The organism is Collinsella tanakaei YIT 12063, assembly GCF_000225705.1.
Taxonomy (GTDB): domain Bacteria; phylum Actinomycetota; class Coriobacteriia; order Coriobacteriales; family Coriobacteriaceae; genus Collinsella; species Collinsella tanakaei.
On record NZ_JH126473.1, the window covers coordinates 96,261 to 111,830 of the forward strand.

The 15,570-nt window shown below is 63.1% G+C and carries 16 protein-coding genes; 4 read left to right on the forward strand and 12 right to left on the reverse strand.

The window, feature by feature from the left end; genetic code table 11:
• Window positions 1–9 precede the first annotated feature (9 nt).
• Complete coding sequence (locus HMPREF9452_RS09685; RefSeq protein WP_009141961.1) at window positions 10–792, forward strand: acyl-[acyl-carrier-protein] thioesterase; 783 nt, start codon at window positions 10–12, stop codon at window positions 790–792.
• A gap of 89 nt (window positions 793–881) precedes the next feature.
• Here the strand turns inward: HMPREF9452_RS09685 and HMPREF9452_RS09690 are convergent, their stop codons facing one another.
• The 3 genes from HMPREF9452_RS09690 to asnS form a co-directional block, all read right to left on the reverse strand.
• Complete coding sequence (locus HMPREF9452_RS09690) at window positions 882–1,700, reverse strand: tyrosine-protein phosphatase (RefSeq protein ID WP_009141962.1); 819 nt, start codon at window positions 1,698–1,700, stop codon at window positions 882–884.
• A gap of 159 nt (window positions 1,701–1,859) precedes the next feature.
• Window positions 1,860–1,997, reverse strand: a complete 138-nt coding sequence (locus HMPREF9452_RS11860) for a hypothetical protein (protein WP_156786184.1) — start codon at window positions 1,995–1,997, stop codon at window positions 1,860–1,862.
• 30 nt (window positions 1,998–2,027) lie between these two features.
• On the reverse strand, window positions 2,028–3,431 hold the full coding sequence (asnS, locus tag HMPREF9452_RS09695) for an asparagine--tRNA ligase (protein WP_009141963.1): 1,404 nt from the start codon (window positions 3,429–3,431) through the stop codon (window positions 2,028–2,030).
• Window positions 3,432–3,716: 285 nt separating this feature from the next.
• Here asnS and HMPREF9452_RS09700 point away from each other — a divergent pair, with 285 nt between their 5' ends.
• Together HMPREF9452_RS09700 and HMPREF9452_RS09705 are read left to right on the forward strand one after the other, a co-directional pair.
• A complete protein-coding gene (locus HMPREF9452_RS09700) occupies window positions 3,717–3,995 on the forward strand; it encodes an autorepressor SdpR family transcription factor (protein WP_009141964.1) in 279 nt (92 codons plus the stop codon).
• Window positions 3,985–4,710: an SdpI family protein gene (locus HMPREF9452_RS09705; RefSeq protein ID WP_009141965.1), complete on the forward strand. Its 726-nt coding sequence runs from the start codon at window positions 3,985–3,987 to the stop codon at window positions 4,708–4,710. Before HMPREF9452_RS09700 ends, HMPREF9452_RS09705 begins: the two co-directional genes overlap by 11 nt.
• Before the next feature lie 744 nt (window positions 4,711–5,454).
• Here HMPREF9452_RS09705 and HMPREF9452_RS09710 read toward each other — a convergent pair.
• The 4 genes from HMPREF9452_RS09710 to HMPREF9452_RS09725 all read right to left on the reverse strand — a co-directional run bounded on the left by HMPREF9452_RS09710 (window position 5,455) and on the right by HMPREF9452_RS09725 (window position 8,987).
• The gene (locus HMPREF9452_RS09710) at window positions 5,455–5,958 is read right to left on the reverse strand and encodes a hypothetical protein (protein WP_009141966.1); all 504 of its coding nucleotides are present in this window, start codon (window positions 5,956–5,958) and stop codon (window positions 5,455–5,457) included.
• A 195-nt stretch (window positions 5,959–6,153) separates the two neighbouring features.
• Window positions 6,154–6,948 (reverse strand): ABC transporter ATP-binding protein, encoded by a 795-nt coding sequence (locus tag HMPREF9452_RS09715; protein WP_009141967.1) that lies wholly within the window; start codon window positions 6,946–6,948, stop codon window positions 6,154–6,156.
• The gene (locus HMPREF9452_RS09720; protein ID WP_009141968.1) at window positions 6,941–7,861 is read right to left on the reverse strand and encodes an ABC transporter permease; all 921 of its coding nucleotides are present in this window, start codon (window positions 7,859–7,861) and stop codon (window positions 6,941–6,943) included. The genes HMPREF9452_RS09715 and HMPREF9452_RS09720 overlap by 8 nt, the downstream gene beginning before the upstream one ends.
• Before the next feature lie 136 nt (window positions 7,862–7,997).
• Window positions 7,998–8,987: an ABC transporter substrate-binding protein gene (locus HMPREF9452_RS09725; RefSeq protein WP_040362944.1), complete on the reverse strand. Its 990-nt coding sequence runs from the start codon at window positions 8,985–8,987 to the stop codon at window positions 7,998–8,000.
• A 327-nt stretch (window positions 8,988–9,314) separates the two neighbouring features.
• Here HMPREF9452_RS09725 and HMPREF9452_RS09730 point away from each other — a divergent pair, with 327 nt between their 5' ends.
• Entirely contained in the window at window positions 9,315–10,100 is a 786-nt protein-coding gene (locus HMPREF9452_RS09730; protein ID WP_009141970.1) for a mechanosensitive ion channel family protein, read from the forward strand.
• Window positions 10,101–10,174: 74 nt separating this feature from the next.
• Here the strand turns inward: HMPREF9452_RS09730 and HMPREF9452_RS09735 are convergent, their stop codons facing one another.
• The 5 genes from HMPREF9452_RS09735 to HMPREF9452_RS09755 all read right to left on the reverse strand — a co-directional run bounded on the left by HMPREF9452_RS09735 (window position 10,175) and on the right by HMPREF9452_RS09755 (window position 15,472).
• Window positions 10,175–10,762 (reverse strand): nitroreductase family protein, encoded by a 588-nt coding sequence (locus HMPREF9452_RS09735; protein ID WP_198003596.1) that lies wholly within the window; start codon window positions 10,760–10,762, stop codon window positions 10,175–10,177.
• Window positions 10,763–10,896: 134 nt separating this feature from the next.
• Complete coding sequence (leuB, locus tag HMPREF9452_RS09740) at window positions 10,897–12,006, reverse strand: 3-isopropylmalate dehydrogenase (RefSeq protein WP_009141972.1); 1,110 nt, start codon at window positions 12,004–12,006, stop codon at window positions 10,897–10,899.
• A 63-nt stretch (window positions 12,007–12,069) separates the two neighbouring features.
• Window positions 12,070–12,591: a 3-isopropylmalate dehydratase small subunit gene (locus HMPREF9452_RS09745; protein ID WP_009141973.1), complete on the reverse strand. Its 522-nt coding sequence runs from the start codon at window positions 12,589–12,591 to the stop codon at window positions 12,070–12,072.
• A 12-nt stretch (window positions 12,592–12,603) separates the two neighbouring features.
• Window positions 12,604–13,887 (reverse strand): 3-isopropylmalate dehydratase large subunit, encoded by a 1,284-nt coding sequence (gene leuC, locus HMPREF9452_RS09750; protein ID WP_009141974.1) that lies wholly within the window; start codon window positions 13,885–13,887, stop codon window positions 12,604–12,606.
• A 22-nt stretch (window positions 13,888–13,909) separates the two neighbouring features.
• Window positions 13,910–15,472, reverse strand: a complete 1,563-nt coding sequence (locus HMPREF9452_RS09755) for a 2-isopropylmalate synthase (RefSeq protein ID WP_009141975.1) — start codon at window positions 15,470–15,472, stop codon at window positions 13,910–13,912.
• Window positions 15,473–15,570 lie beyond the last annotated feature (98 nt).

Below are 15,570 nucleotides of genomic sequence, written 5' to 3' on the forward strand. Positions count from 1 at the left end.
GGGATCAATTTGTATACGTTTACCAGTAAGATTCGTTATAGCGAAATTGATGAGACGGGCCGTTTAAGCGTGCCCGCCGCAATCGACTACCTGCAAGATGCCTCCACCTTCCACGCGGAATCCGTGGGCCAGGGCCTTGCGCGCGCAACAGACACAGGCCGCGCTTGGATGCTCGCCGCTTGGAAAATCGAGATTCGCAAGCTCCCCGCCCTAGGCGATCCCATCTGCGTGAACACCTGGCCCACCGGCTACAAGGGGCTGTTCTCAAATCGCAACTTCACCATCCGCGCAGCGGACGCCGACGCTGACGAGGCACCATGTCTACAGGCGGATTCGCTCTGGTTCCTCTATGACGCCGCAACTGGCAGGCCTTGCCGCATAAGCGATGAACACTTGGCAGCGTTTTTAGACCATGACGGCTTCGAGCCCGCCCTCAACATGGACGCGCCCCAGCGGCGCATCCACCTTCCCAAAGACGCCATCGCCATCGACGCCGCGCCCGTACGGGTAGCGACCACCCATATCGACACCAACCACCACGTCAACAACGCGCAGTACGTTGGCATGGCGATCGACGCGCTGCTTGAGTACCCGCCGGCGCAGCAAGCCCAACAGGCGCTTGTCAACCGCAGCGAAGACTCGCCCGTCACCGTTGACGTGCAGTACAGCCGCGCCGCCACGCGCGGGCAAACCATCTACCCGCGCATCTATCAAGATGGCGCCGGGTTTATTGTAAGCTTGGACGATTGCGACGGCGGACACTACGCCGTTGTTCGCATATCCCAGGGATAGCCCTGCCGTCCACCGCCCGCCGAGCGCACCCGGGCCGGATAGTTTGCACCCCTACCAATCAGCCCAGCGCCCCGCCACGCTGGACTTGATTACACAAGCATTCGGGCGCGTAGATCCTCTATTGCGCTAGGGGCAACACCCAGCGCCTCCTTTATATAAGCCAGATAATCGCCATACTCGCGCTCGACGGCGCGCGTAACGGCAGCCAGCGACCGCAGGCTTGCGGCTCCGTCTGCCGTAAGCTGGGCAGGAGCAAACAAGTTAGTTGCCAAGTAATCCGCCCGAATCTGCTCCGCAGGAACGCCAAGCGCGCTCTCCACCAGCACGGACGCCATTCCGCAGCGGTCGCGCCCCACATGGCAGTGCCACAGCGCGGCACCGTCCTCGCAAGCCAGAAGCGCCTCGAAGAACTCCTGGTAACCCTTCCGCCCCACCTCGTCCAAAAGCATTGCGGGATACAGCATGACCATGAAGTCGACGGGATCGCCGCTCTCCTTCACGCGCTTTCGGGCGGCTTCCAGCTGAGCCTCGCGTTCCTGCGTGATGCCCGCATGACGATCCTCAAAAATACTCGCATGCACAAACGCCGCGTCCGGCAGCTGCTCCATGGGGTCTGGCAGCTCCGCCAACTCCTCGTTGTTACGCAGGTCAACCACCAGGCGCACGCGATAATCATCTCGCAAGCGGGCGATATCGTCGTCCGTGCCAAAAATGAGCGCGCCCGACCGAAGCAGGCTGCCGCGACGAACCGTCCTACCATCTGCGCCGGTCAGACCACCCAAATCGCGTGTGTTGGGCAGCCCGTCAAACGGAATGCGTCCGTAATCTCGGCGCCCCGCCGGCATTGCGGCGGCGTCCGGCGTCTCATACGCAACCGGCGCGCCAACCGGCTCGATTCGCTCAGCCATGCCCCCATCCCCCTTCTCGCTTGATCGCTCACATTGTGACGATAAAACAACATCTTCCAATGACCGCACTGTAAAGGAACGCCCCCGTCAACGCAATCTGCATCGACGGGGGCGTTCTATCGCACCCATTTTGGCTCCCCGCTTAACCGATCGCCTTGGCTAGTTAAGAATGTCCCTATGGAAGCGCGTCATCATAAGGGCGGCGGACACGGAGGCCCAGTCTGGCATTGCCTCTGCTTTGGACGAGGACGAGACGGGGTCCATGCGCGCGATCTTAACGGCGTAGTTGCGCATCATGATATTTTATATGCGCCGAAACGCTTGGAATTAGAACTCGCAGCTGCCCACGGTACGGGGATGCGGCAAGACGTCGCGGATGTTGCCCACGCCCGTGAGGTACATGACCAGGCGCTCGAAGCCCAGGCCAAAGCCGGCGTGCTTGCAAGTTCCATAACGACGAAGGTCGAGATAGTACTTGTACTGCTCGGCATCCATGCCAAGTTCGGCGATACGACGCTCGAGCACGTCGAGGCGCTCCTCGCGCTGAGAGCCGCCGATGATCTCGCCGATGCCGGGAACCAGGCAGTCTGCAGCGGCCACGGTCTTGCCGTCATCGTTGAGCCGCATGTAGAACGCCTTGATCTCAGCGGGGTAATCGGTAACGAAGGTGGGGCACTTGAAGTGCTCCTCGGTAAGGAAGCGCTCGTGCTCGGTCTGAAGGTCGATGCCCCAGCTCACGGGATAATCGAACTTATGACCAACGGCAACTGCCTGCTCCAGGATCTCGACCGCCTCGGTATAGCTCACGCGAGCGAAGTCAGAGCCAGCCACGTGGGTAAGGCGCTCGATGAGGCCCTTGTCCACAAACTTGTTGAGCATGGCCAGCTCATCAGGGCAGCGATCCATAACGTCGCGGATAACGTACTTGAGCATGTCCTCGGCAAGATCCATGTCGTCGGCCAGGTCGGCGAAGGCGATCTCGGGCTCGATCATCCAGAACTCGGCGGCATGGCGCGTGGTGTTGGAGTTCTCAGCGCGGAACGTGGGGCCAAAGGTGTAGACGTCGCCAAAAGCCATGGCGAAGTTTTCGGCGTTCAACTGACCGGATACGGTAAGAGAGGCAGCCGTGCCAAAGAAGTCCTGGCTAAAGTCAACGTTGCCGTGCTCGTCCAAAGGCGGGTTAGCCGGATCCATGGTGGTAACGCGGAACATCTCGCCCGCGCCCTCGCAGTCGCTTGCGGTGATGATGGGGGTATTCACGTAGACGAAGCCGCGATCCTGGAAGAAACGATGAATTGCCGCGGCCGCAACCGAGCGCACGCGGAAAACGGCGCGGAACAGGTTGGTGCGAGGGCGAAGATGCTGCTGCGTACGCAGGAATTCGACCGTCGCACGCTTCTTTTGCAGCGGGTAATCCGGAGCGGAAACGCCCTCGACCACGATATCGGTCGCCGCGAGCTCGAAGGGCTGCGGCGCATCGGGGGTGAGCTTCAGCTCGCCGGTGCAAACCAGCGCGGCGGAAACGTTCTGATGAGCGATCTCGTCATAATTCTCAAGGGCTTCGCGATTCATAACCACTTGAAGGTCCTTGAAGCAGCTTCCGTCATTAAGTGTAACGAAGCCGAAGTTCTTCATGTCGCGCACGGACTTGACCCATCCGGCAACGGTAACCGTCTTGCCACCCAGGTCCCGAGCATCGGCATACAGTTGGGCGATCTTGATGCGATCCATACCAAACCCTTTCATGCGGTAAGGATGATAGTTTCCAGCATTCTATTCTAGCAGCTGCCACAAGACCCGCATCCTTGCATGTTTTCCCGTTCCCGACTACAGCAGCGCGATATTTGCCCTGGTCTGGTCGATAAGGCGCGAGCTCGTATTGACTTGATATTTAGTATTGACTTTATATTTAGATTGTTGTTTAATTGTCTAAATCCTCTACGGGCCATCGCACAGGCAGCGCCTGTCTTGGCAACGCATCATGAGCAAAAATTCGTCAACCAGATTGGAGTCCCCATGGGAGGAGAAGCGTTCAAGGCGCTCGCAGACCCCACGCGAAGGCGCATCCTCGAACTACTAAGAAGCGCCGATCTCACCGCCGGCGAGCTTGCAGACCACTTCGACATGACCAAGCCGTCGATCAGCCACCACCTTAACACCCTCAAGGCCGCCGGGCTGGTCGACGCGGAACGCGAGGGGCAATCCATTGTCTACAGCCTCAACACCTCTGTTCTGCAAAACCTTATGAGCTGGTTTTATACCTTTACCGACAGGAGCGATTCAGATGATAAATAAGCAAAACGACACGCAGCGCAGCGCAAGCGTCAAATCCCCCGTCAACCGTCGTGCCTGGATAGCCCTGGGTGCGCTGTGCATCGTAAGCTTCCTTGGGCATCTCGCCATCTTTCCGCAGCTACCCGATATAGTCCCTACGCACTGGGACGCCGCCGGCAACGTTGACGGATGGAGCGGCAGGATGGCGACGCTGGGTCTCGACCTGCTTCCGCTGGGCCTGCTGGCGCTCTTCTACGCGCTCCCCAAAATAGACCCCCGTGGAAAAGCGTACGAGCGCATGGGCAGCTTCTATACCGGCGTCGTCACGCTTTTCACCGTGTTCTTGATCTGCATGACCTGGACCACGGAGCTGACCGTTTTTGGCATCATCCCTCAAAATGAAAGCCCTATCGGTATCTTCACGGGAGTCACCGTCGGCATCGGGCTCATGCTGCTGGGTAACTACCTGCCAAAGGTCAAGCGCAACTACTCCTTTGGCTGCAAGACCCCTTGGGCGCTGGACAACGACCAGAACTGGCGTCTCACCCACCGCTTCGGAGGCGTCGCCATGGTCCTCGCGGGCTTGGTGACCGTCGTCTCCGGCTTGTTCTCTCGCCAGATGGGAGGGGCGGCGGTAGTCCTCCTCCTCTCCGCGGTCATAGGATCGTCCTTGGCGACCTATGCGTACAGCTACCTTGTATTCCGCAATGGGAACAAGCCCCTTCGCGCAAAATAAATGCAAATCTAACAGTCACCCAGATAGGTGATAGATAGCGCGGCCCGCAGGGCCGCGCTATCCTTATGCGTGCCAAACAGAGAATGTGCCCGAACGCCCACCCGGATCTTTGTTTGGCGACAATCCCTCCGGGTGGGCGTTCGGGCGGATGGGACCCACGCCGACGACGCGGACCCCTCCGAGGGATACGGGCGGGCGCGCAAGCGCGGGCCGTCCAAGCAGAGGCCGTGCATAGCGGTGGGCATCGACGCCCGCAGGGAGCCCGTCGCGGTGGTCTGCGGGCACGGCGAGCCCTCCGCCGCCCGCATCGGGGCGGCGCCCGGGGGTCACGTCGCGGAAGGGCGCGGCGCTCGTCCACGACCGCGAGAGGGCCCATAGCGTCCCCGTCGGGGAGAACGGTCTTGCGGACGAGTCCTGCAAGGCGGACGCGCGGGACCCGGGGTACCCGGAGGCGACGGAGCCGGCGAGCAACCTGCGCTCGCGGCCCAAGCGCCACCTCCGGCGCTTCGCCGGCATGGACCCCGAGAACCTGCAGTCCTACCTGAACCCCTACGTCTACTTCTTCAGGGTCGAGCGCGACGACGAGAGGCGGCCCAAAATCGCAAGGGCGGTCCGCCATCTGCTCATGGCCGAAGCGAGGTTCCGCAGGTGAGGGGCGTTCCCCTATCACCTATCTGGGTGACTGCTAGAAATGCAAAACCCTGCCCACCCGCGATCTCGGGCAGGTAGCGAGCCCGCCGCCGCTTACACCGGCGAGGGGGAATCCTCCCGAATGACGGTGCGGGCGATGAGCGACAGCAGGGCTATCCGCACCTCGCGCGAACCATCGAGCACATCGACATCGTAGACGTCGCCGCGCAGCGCGGGCACCTGCTTGGCTCGCGCGACAACGCGATCGGAAGCATCGCGAATCTCGAAGCGGCACGTCCACGCTCGGCGGGTGACAACGGTCCAACCAACGGGTTGCACACGGATGACCGCCTCGTTGGTCTTGGCCGACACCCTGAACTTGCGCTTGAGATCCAACTCGGACCCATCCGCCATCGAGATCCCGTACGCACGGTCCTTGGTGTCCGTACGCGTAGTGGTATAGCGAGCGATCTCCACACCGGCACCGTCCACAACGCGCGTCAGCCTTGGAGCGGACAACGGATCGGTCTGGGCGGTATACAGGATCTCGCCCTTTTCGTTCGCAACTTCGGTCTCGCTGTGCACGCTCGCGAGCTTTGACGAAATGTGCAGTCTCATAACCCCTCCCCGGGTCAACCACCATTCGACATATCGGCCTTTCTACCCACCTTGCGCCCGCGCAAAACCAAGCACGCGCAAAACAGGGGCCGAGAAGCGAATAGCCCCCCGGCCCCGTGCGTTCCCTTGCGAATTATGCAGTCCGCCCCATGCTCGGTGCGCAGCGCGCGGCATCTGCGGACGATGATCGATGTCCTAGCTCAGCAGCATGCGATCGTTTGCCAACGCGCCGCCGGAGACCTCCTCGAACTTCTTGAGCAGGTCCGGAACGGTAAGGTTCTTCTTCTCCTCGCCCGCAACGTCATAAATCACGTGACCGTCGCCCATCATGATCAAACGGTTTCCCATGCGGATCGCGTCGTTCATGTTGTGCGTGACCATCAGCGTGGTGAGCTTGCGCTCGGCGACGATCTGCTCGGTCAAGGCCAGCACCTTGGCGGCCGTCTTGGGATCCAGCGCCGCGGTATGCTCGTCCAAAAGCAGAACGCGCGGGTTGGTAAGCGTCGCCATCAGCAAGGTCAAAGCCTGGCGCTGTCCGCCGGAAAGCAGGCCCACCTTGGCGCTCATGCGATCCTCAAGGCCCAGATCAAGCATCTTGAGAAGCTCGCGATACTCGGAGCGCTCGTCCTTGGTGATTCCCCAGCGAAGGGTGCGGCGCTGGCCGCGGCGACGGGCAAGGGCGAGGTTCTCGTCGATCTGCATATCGGCGGCGGTGCCGCGCATGGGATCTTGGAACACGCGGCCCAGATATTTGGCGCGGGCGGGCTCGGACAGTCGCGAGATGTCCTGGCCGTCAAGTTCCACGGTGCCCGAGTCGATGGGGTACACGCCGGCGATCATGTTGAGCAGAGTCGACTTGCCGGCGCCGTTACCGCCGATGATGGTGACGAAGTCGCCGTCGGCAAGCTCCAGATCAACGCCGGTAAGGGCGCGCTTCTCGGTCACGGTTCCGCGGTTGAACGTCTTCTTGACGTGAGAGAGCTTAAGCATCGGAGCCATCCCCCTTCGAATACGAGCTGCGAAGCTTGATTTTCTCCCACACCACGGGCACGCACAGCGCCAGCGCGACGATGACGGCGGAAAGCAGCTTCATGTCGTTGGCGTTCATGCCCATCTGGAGTACCACGGCGCGGATGAGGAAGTAGACCACGGAACCCACCACCGCGGAAGTAAGACGGCTGGAGAAGCTGACGAGCTTGCCAGGGGTGAGACGGCCCAGCACCTCGCCGATAACAATGGCGGCGAGGCCGATAACGATGGCGCCCGTGCCCATGCCGATATCGGCGTAGCCCTGGCTCTGGCAAATCAGGGCGCCGGACAGGCCCACCAGCGCGTTGGACAGCGTGAGGGCGATCATCTTGGTGGTGTTGGTGTTGACGCCCAGGGCGCGCACCATGGCCTCGTTGTTGCCGGTGGCGCGCAGCGCGCTGCCGATCTCGGTACCAAAGAACCAGTACAGCAGTGCGATGATGAGCACGGCGACAAGGATGCCCACAACGGTCTCAAGCGTGCTTTCCGGCAGGCCGGTCATCTCGCTGATGCGAGAGAAAACGGTGGGCTGCGTCAGCAGCGGCGTATTGGACTTGCCCATGATGCGCAAATTGATGGACCACAGGGAAATCTGGGTGAGGATGCCCGCGAGGATCGCCGGGATCTCCAGCACCGTGTGCAAAAAGCCGGTCACGGCACCCGCGACGCCACCGGCGACCATGCCGGCGAGGACCGCCAACAGCGGGTCGACTCCGGCAACCAGCAGCACGGCGCACACGCTGCCGCCGGTCGCGAAGCTGCCGTCGACCGTAAGGTCTGCGATGTCCAGCAGCTTGTAGGTGATGAATACGCCAAGCACCATGATGCCCCAGAGCACACCCTGGGAAACGGCACCCATAAGGGCGATACCCATATCATCTACCTCCTTTTATTCGTGCGCCCCGCCAACGTTCGACGGGAGCCTTGAAACCCAACGCGGCACCTTGGGCGGCGGTGCCGTATCCAAGGTGCCGTAAGGCGTACTACCTATAGCGTGCGGCCAAGCGAGGTTACTCGTCCAAAACAGAAAGGTCGATACCAAGCGCGTCGGCCATCTCCTGGTTCTTAACCACTACCAAGTCCTCGGCGGAAAGGTGCTCGATGGCCATATCGGCGGGCTTCGCCTCGCCCTTGAGGATCTTGACGGCCATCTCGCCGGCGCGGTAACCCAGGTCCTCGTAGTTGATGGAGAGGGTGAATACGCCGCCGGCCATGCACATGCCCTCCTCGCCCGCGATGAAGGGGAGCTTGTTCTCCTTGCAGATCTGGCCGACCTGCGCGGCACCCTGGGCGATGGTGTTATCGGTGGGCGAGTAAAGGGCGTCGACCTTGCCCACGGCGGACTCGACCACGGACTGGATCTCGTTGGTGGACGAGACGCTGTAGCGCTCGTGCTCGATTCCCAGCTTATCGAGGGCCTCCTCCGCCATCTCGATCTGGATCAGGGAGTTGGACTCGTTCGAAGCGTAGAGCAGACCCACCTTCTTGGCGTCGGGCAGCACCTTGTGCAGCATCTCGATCTGCTCGGCAACCGGGGTGAGATCGGAGCTGCCGGTGAGGTTGCCGCCGGGGGCGTCGTTATCGGCGACCAGGTCGGACGCCGCGAAATCGGTGATGGCGGTGCCCACGATGGGGATGTCCTTGGTAGCGTTGGCGGCCGCCTGCGCGGCGGGGGTCGCGATGGCGAAGATCAAATCGTCGCCGTCGCCTACCAGCTTGCTGGCGATGGTCTGGCACGTAGACTGGTCGTTCTGGGCGTTCTGCTGGTCGATGGTGTAGTTGATGCCGGAATCATCCAGGGCCTTCACAAAACCCTTGTTGGCGGCGTCGAGCGCGGTGTGCTCGGTAAGCTGCAGCACGCCGATCTTATAGGTGGCGTCGGAGGAACCGGTAGAGCCGGCGTCCTGGGTCGACGTGTTGCCGCATGCGGTGAGCGCGAGCGCGGTGAGTGCCGTGGCAGCGATTGCGGCACCCTTCTTAATGAGGCTGATTCGCTTCATGGCGACCATCCCTTCCGGTAGAACCATGACGTCGCGGCCTTCCCTGCAGCCGCGCGTCCAATGGCACCAGATGTTACCGAGCTCGCCGCTCTTTTGTGTCGATAATATGGTGCTGATACAGGCTGTTAACCTTTGCAGGCGCCTTCACGCTCGTCTTTCGCGCCCATCCCCAACGCATGCCCTATGCGCCCGCGCGATCCGTCTTGACCCATAAGCCAAAGTAGACAATATGGGCTGCCCACACCACAGCGATGATCGCGCGCGGGTTTGCGGCGTTCGGAGCGAGGGTATCATGTGCTGCATGCCATCCAATCGCAAGGGGATCCCATGCAAGATATCTTTTCCCAGCTCATCCACATCGCCCAAATCCAATGGGTTCAACAGGTGCTTTGGACCGTGGTCCTAGCTCTGGCGACGCTCACCGCCTCGCGCATAGTCGCTCGCGCCATGAGGCATATCCTCGACCGGGACAGCAATCCCCTGCCGTCCTCGTCCATCATTATCAACATCGTCCGAGCGACCATACTGATCTTGGGCGCAAGCATCATCCTCGACGTCATCTACAACATCAACGCCAATGCGATCATCACAACCCTGGGTGTTGGAGGTATCGCGATCTCGCTGGGCTTTCAAGACACGCTTTCCAACCTCATCGGCGGCCTGCAGGTAACGTTTATGGGAATTGTCAGGCCGGGGGACAACATCGAGGTGGGCTCGGAGACCGGCGTGGTGCAAGACGTGGGCTGGCGCCACACCACCATCAAAGACGCGCTGGGCCAGACCGTCATAGTCCCCAACTCCATCATCTCTAAGACGGCGCTGGTCCACCTGCTGCCGGCAAGCCGCGTGGTAGTTCCCTTTGCGGTGCCGCGACAGCGCGAGGAGCAGGATGCCAAGCCATTCGATATCGATGCGTTGGCAGAAGAGCTGGCTGCGATGGCAAAGGCGGCGGCAAGCGATGTTTCCCATGTGGTCGAGGGACCCAAGGTGGTGTTCTCGGAGATCACGGAATTCGGCATCAAGGGCAAGGTCATCTTTGTGGTCGAGGATCCCGCCAAGACCTCAGCCGCGGCGGACGCCGTGGTGCGCGCCATCGCCCGCAGCCTCGCATAGAAAACCCGCCGAGCACGATGCACGGCGGGGATCCGTGGCATTGCCCCGGGTAACGCGCCCCGGGGCCCAAATCTTCAGAGCAACACTTGGTCCAGGGCGCGCTTGGGCACGTGGTGCACGCTCTTCTCATCGCGCCAATAATCGGTCGAGGCGGCGCCTGCCGCCATATCCTCCAGCACCACCGCCTCGCCGGGCTTGCCCAGCGCGATCACCATCAACGGGGCGACGTTCTGCGCAAGACCAAGCGCGCGGGCAACCTCCGCCTTGTTGAACGCATGCAGCATGCAGGCCCCGTAGCCGGCAGACGCAGCCGCCAGCACAATGGTCTGCGCCGCGATGCCCTCATCCACCGCCGTGGTGGCGCCGCCGCCCGCGTCGCAGATCACAATATAGCCGGCAGGGCGCTCGCCGGGTACGGGTCCGTCCCAATCTTTAAGCGCGCCCGCCCATTTGAGGTGGACGAATACCGCCGCGCGCTCCTGCTCGGCGCAGACCACGCGAAAGCGCAAGGGCATGCGGTTGGCGCCGCTCGCCGTCTGGCGCGCAATGTCCACCAAGTCGATCAAAACCTCGCGCGGCATGCCCGCCGCCTCATCAAAGCGTCGGTAGCTGCGACACGCCTGCACCAGCTTTGAAAACCCGTCCATCTTCTCGTCCACCATCGACATGCCCCCATACCGTTGATGCCGCGTCATCTCGCGTGAGCCGCGCGGCTGCCTTTCAAGCAAAACGCGGGACCGGCACGCAACCGGTCCCGCGTCGATTATACGGTGCTTCGCGCGGGCGCCGCCATGTACTAGATGCGTTGCGCCACCGCAGTGCCCATAGCGTCGGTGCCCAGGACCTTGTCCCGCGGGGTCTTGCCGTCAACAATGTCGCCCGTGCGCAGGCCATCGTCCAAAACGGCGACCACGGCCGCACGGACCGCGTCCGCAGCGTCGTCCATGTTGAAGCTGCAGCGCAGCATCATCTCGACGGAGAGGATCTGCGCCAGGGGATTGGCGATGCCGCGGCCCGCGATATCCGGCGCGCTGCCGTGGCTGGGCTCGTAAAGTGCCACGCCGTCGCCCAGGCTGGCGCTGGCGAGCATGCCCAGCGACCCGGTGAGCTGCGCGGCCTCATCGGACAGGATATCGCCGAACATGTTCTCGGTCACCACCACGTCGAACTCCGCGGGGCGGCTGATGAGCTGCATGGCGGCGTTATCTACCAGAACGTCCTCAAGCTCGATATCGGCGTACTCGGCGTCATGCACGCGATGGACCACCTCGCGCCACATGCGGCTGGTCTCGAGCACGTTGGCCTTGTCGACGCTGGCCACGCGGCCACGGCGCTTGCGCGCGGCCTCGAAGGCCTGGCGGGCGATGCGCTCGACCTCGAACTCGCGATACTCCAAGGTGTCGTAGGCGCGCTGGCCGGAAGTGCCGTTCGCGCCCGCGCCCTCCTCATTGTAGAAGCGCTCGCGGCGGCCAAAGTACAGACCGCCCGTGAGCTCGCGCACGATCATCATATCGACGCCGTCGATAACCTCCGGACGCAGCGTGGAGGCGCCGGCAAGCGGGGCGAACACCTGCACCGGGCGCAGGTTGGTATACAGCCCCAGCTCTTTACGGATGCCGAGCAGGCCCTGCTCCGGGCGGGGCGCGCCGGGCTCGGTGGCATCCCACTTGGGACCGCCCACGGCAGCCAGCAGCACGGCGTCCGAGGCGCGGGCCGCCTCAAGGGTGGCCGCCGGCAGCGGATCTCCGCACGCGTCGATTGCGGCGCCGCCGATGAGCGCGTCGTCGCAGGAGAAATCCACGCCGAAGCGCGCGCCCACCGCGGCGAGCACCTTCTTGCCCTCGGCCATGATCTCCGGGCCAATGCCGTCTCCGGGCAGGCAGCAGATGGTATAGGTCTTCTTCACGTTGCAACTCCAAGAACTCGAGCTGGGACCAGATGCATAGGGGTTGGGAATCGAGGCCACGGGCTACTCCCCCAAAGCCGTGCGGGCGTCGGCGGCGGCGAGCTTGGCGCGCGTGCGCTCCACCAGGCCGCCCGCCTCGATAATCTCTGCGATAAACGGCGGGAAGGGCTCTGCCGTAAAGCGCTCGCCGGTGCGCCGGTTTACGATCGAGCCGTCCTCGGTGTCGACGTCGACGGTATCGCCGGCAGCGATCGCATCGACCGCGGCGGGGCACTCCAGGATGGGCAGCCCCACGTTGATGGCATTGCGGTAGAAGATGCGCGCGAAGCTCTTGGCGATCACGCAGGACACGCCCGCGGCCTTGATAGCGACCGGCGCGTGCTCTCGCGACGAGCCGCAGCCGAAGTTCTCGTCCGCCACGATGATGTCGCCGGGCTTGACGGTGGTAGCGAACGCAGGGTCGATATCTTCCATGGCGTGCGCCGCCAGATGCGCGTGGTCCGAGCTATTGAGGTAGCGCGCGGGGATGATGACGTCCGTGTCGACGTCTCGTCCGTAGCGAAAAACGGTTCCGCTGAATTTCATGGCTGCTCTCCTTTAGTTGTTCTCGATCGCGGGCAGGTCTGCGGGCAGGGCGATGTGTCCGGCGACGGCAGAGGCCGCGGCGACGGCGGGGCTTGCCAGGTAGACCTCGCTGGTTGTGTCTCCCATGCGACCCACGAAATTGCGGTTGGTGGTGGACACGCAGCGCTCGCCCGCGGCGAGAATGCCCATGTAGCCGCCCAAGCACGGACCGCAGGTGGGGGTGGAGAACACGCAACCGGCATCGATGAAGGTATCTGCCAGGCCCTCGGCCATGCACTGCTTGAACACGGCCTGGGTCGCGGGGATCACGATGCAGCGCACGCCCGGCGCCACGCTGCGACCGCGCATGATCTGGGCCGCGGCGCGCATGTCCTCGATGCGGCCGTTGGTGCAGCTGCCGATGACCGCCTGGTCGATGGAGATATGGCGGCTCTCCTCCACCGGATGGGTGTTGCTGGGCAGGTGCGGCCAGGAAACGCAGGGCTTGATATCCGCGGCGTCGATGTGGACGACGCGGGCGTACTCGGCATCCGCGTCCGCATGGTATTCGACGTACTCGCGCTGGCAGCGGCCGTCCAGCCAGGCGCGCGCGACATCGTCCACCTCGATGATGCCGGCCTTGCCGCCCGCCTCGATCGCCATGTTGGAGATGGTCATGCGGCCCTCCATGGAGAGCGCCTCGATGGTGGAACCGGCGAACTCCATGACCTGGTACAGCGCTCCGTCGACCCCGATGAGACCGATGATGTGCAGGATGATGTCCTTGGCGCTGGCGCCGGCGGGCAGCTCGCCATCGATCTCGAAGCGAATGGTGGGCGGTACCTTGAACCACGCGCGACCGGTCGCCAGGCCCACGCCCGCGTCCGTGGAGCCCGCGCCCGTGGAAAAGGCACCCAGCGCGCCGTAGGTGCAGGTGTGGGAGTCCGCGCCGATGATGAGGTCGCCGGGCACCACGGTACCGGTCTCGGGCAGCAGCGCGTGCTCGATGCCGGCGCAGCCCTGTTCCCAGTAGTGGGTGATCTTCTGCTCATGGGCAAAATCGCGCATCTTCTTGGTCTGCTCGGCGCTCTTGATGTCCTTGTTGGGCGCGTAGTGGTCGGGCACCAGGCAGACGCGATCGCGATCGAATACGCGCTGGGCGCCCAGCTCGCGGAATACATCGATGGCGATGGGCGCGGTGATATCGTTCGCGAGGACTATGTCGAGGTCGCACTCGACCAGCTGTCCGGGTCGCACCTCGTCCAAGCCGGCATGTGCCGCCAAGATCTTCTCGGCTACGGTCATGGGTCTGGTCATGGGAATTCCTTTCTGCGGCTCGCTACTGTGCGTCAGCGGTGGCGGCGGCGTTATCTGCAGCGCGCTCGCGCTGGTGTGAGATCAGGCGGTTGAGGGCATTGAGGTATGCCTTGGTGGAGCTCACCACGATGTCGCCGTCAGAGCCACGGCCCGTGTAGACCTCGCCGTCCGCCGCGGTCACGCGCACCGTCACCTCGCCCAGGGCGTCGATGCCGCGGGTAACGGCCTGGATGGCGAACTCGGACAGGTCGTTGTCAACGGAGACCACCTGGTTGACGGCTTTGTAGACGGCGTCGATGGGGCCGGTGCCAAACGCGCAGACCTTGTGCTCGGCGCCCTCCTCGTCCAAAAGCGTCAGCGTGGCCGTGGGCGTGAGCGGGAAGCCGCAGGAGACCTGAACCGCTCCCAGCGTCCAGATGGCCGCGCTCACGCGCTCGCGCTCGTGAACTATGGACTCCAGATCCTCGTCGTAGACTTCCTTCTTCTTGTCCGCGACCTCCAAGAAGGACTGGTAGATGGTCTCGAACTCCTCGTCGTTGAAGGCATAGCCCAGCTCGCCCATACGGTGGCGGAGCGCCGCGTGGCCGGAGCGGGCGGACAGGATGATCTGCGAACCGCCGGCGCCCACGTCTGCGGGGTCGATGATCTCGTAGGTGTCGCGCGCCTTGAGGACGCCGTCCTGGTGGATGCCGGAGCTGTGTGCGAAGGCGTTGGCGCCCACGATGGCCTTGTTGGGCTGGACGTTGATGCCGGTGATGGAACTCACCAGCTTGCTGGCACGGGTAAGCTCGGTGGTCACGATGTCGGTGTGGGCGTCGAGCGCCTCCTCGTGCATGTGAATCGCCATGACGACCTCTTCGAGCGAGGTATTGCCAGCGCGCTCGCCCAGGCCGTTGATGGTGCACTCGATCTGAGTGGCTCCGTTGCGGACGCTCTCGAGGGCGAGGGCCGTCGCCATGCCGAGGTCGTTATGGGTGTGGACGGAAATGGTGACGTCCTCGATTCCGTCGACGCGCTCGCGCAGGTCGCGGATGCGCGCGCCGAAGTCCCACGGCATGTTGTAACCGGTGGTGTCTGGAATGTTGACCACGGTGGCGCCCGCCTTAACGGCCGCTTGGATGATGCGGACCAGGAACTCCTGGTCGGAGCGGCCGGCGTCCTCTGCGTAGAACTCGACATCGTCCACAAAATTGCGAGCGTACTTCACCGCATGGATGGCGCGCGCGATTGCCTGTTCCTCGGTCATGCGGAGCTTGTCGCGCAGATGGCTGGGGGACACGCCCAGACCCGTGTGGATACGCGGGCACTTTGCCGTGCGCAGCGCCTCTGCCGCGACCTCGATATCGCGATCGACCGCGCGGGTGAGGCCGCAGACGGTGCAGGCGTCGCCGGCGATGCGACCGATCTCCTGGACGCTCTTGAAGTCGCCCGGACTGGAAATGGGAAAGCCCGCCTCGATGACGTCGACCTTCATGCGCACCAGCTGGCGGGCTATGATGAGTTTTTCCTCGGTGTTCATGCTGGCGCCGGGCGACTGCTCGCCGTCGCGCAGGGTGGTATCGAAGATGGCGATCTTGCGGCTCATGGTTCCTCCTGGTACTTGCCGACGGGCTGACGTGCGTCATAGCAGGAGGGCTGGCGGCCGACTTTGCCGGAAAACTCGCCCAAGCGAGATGAAAAAGC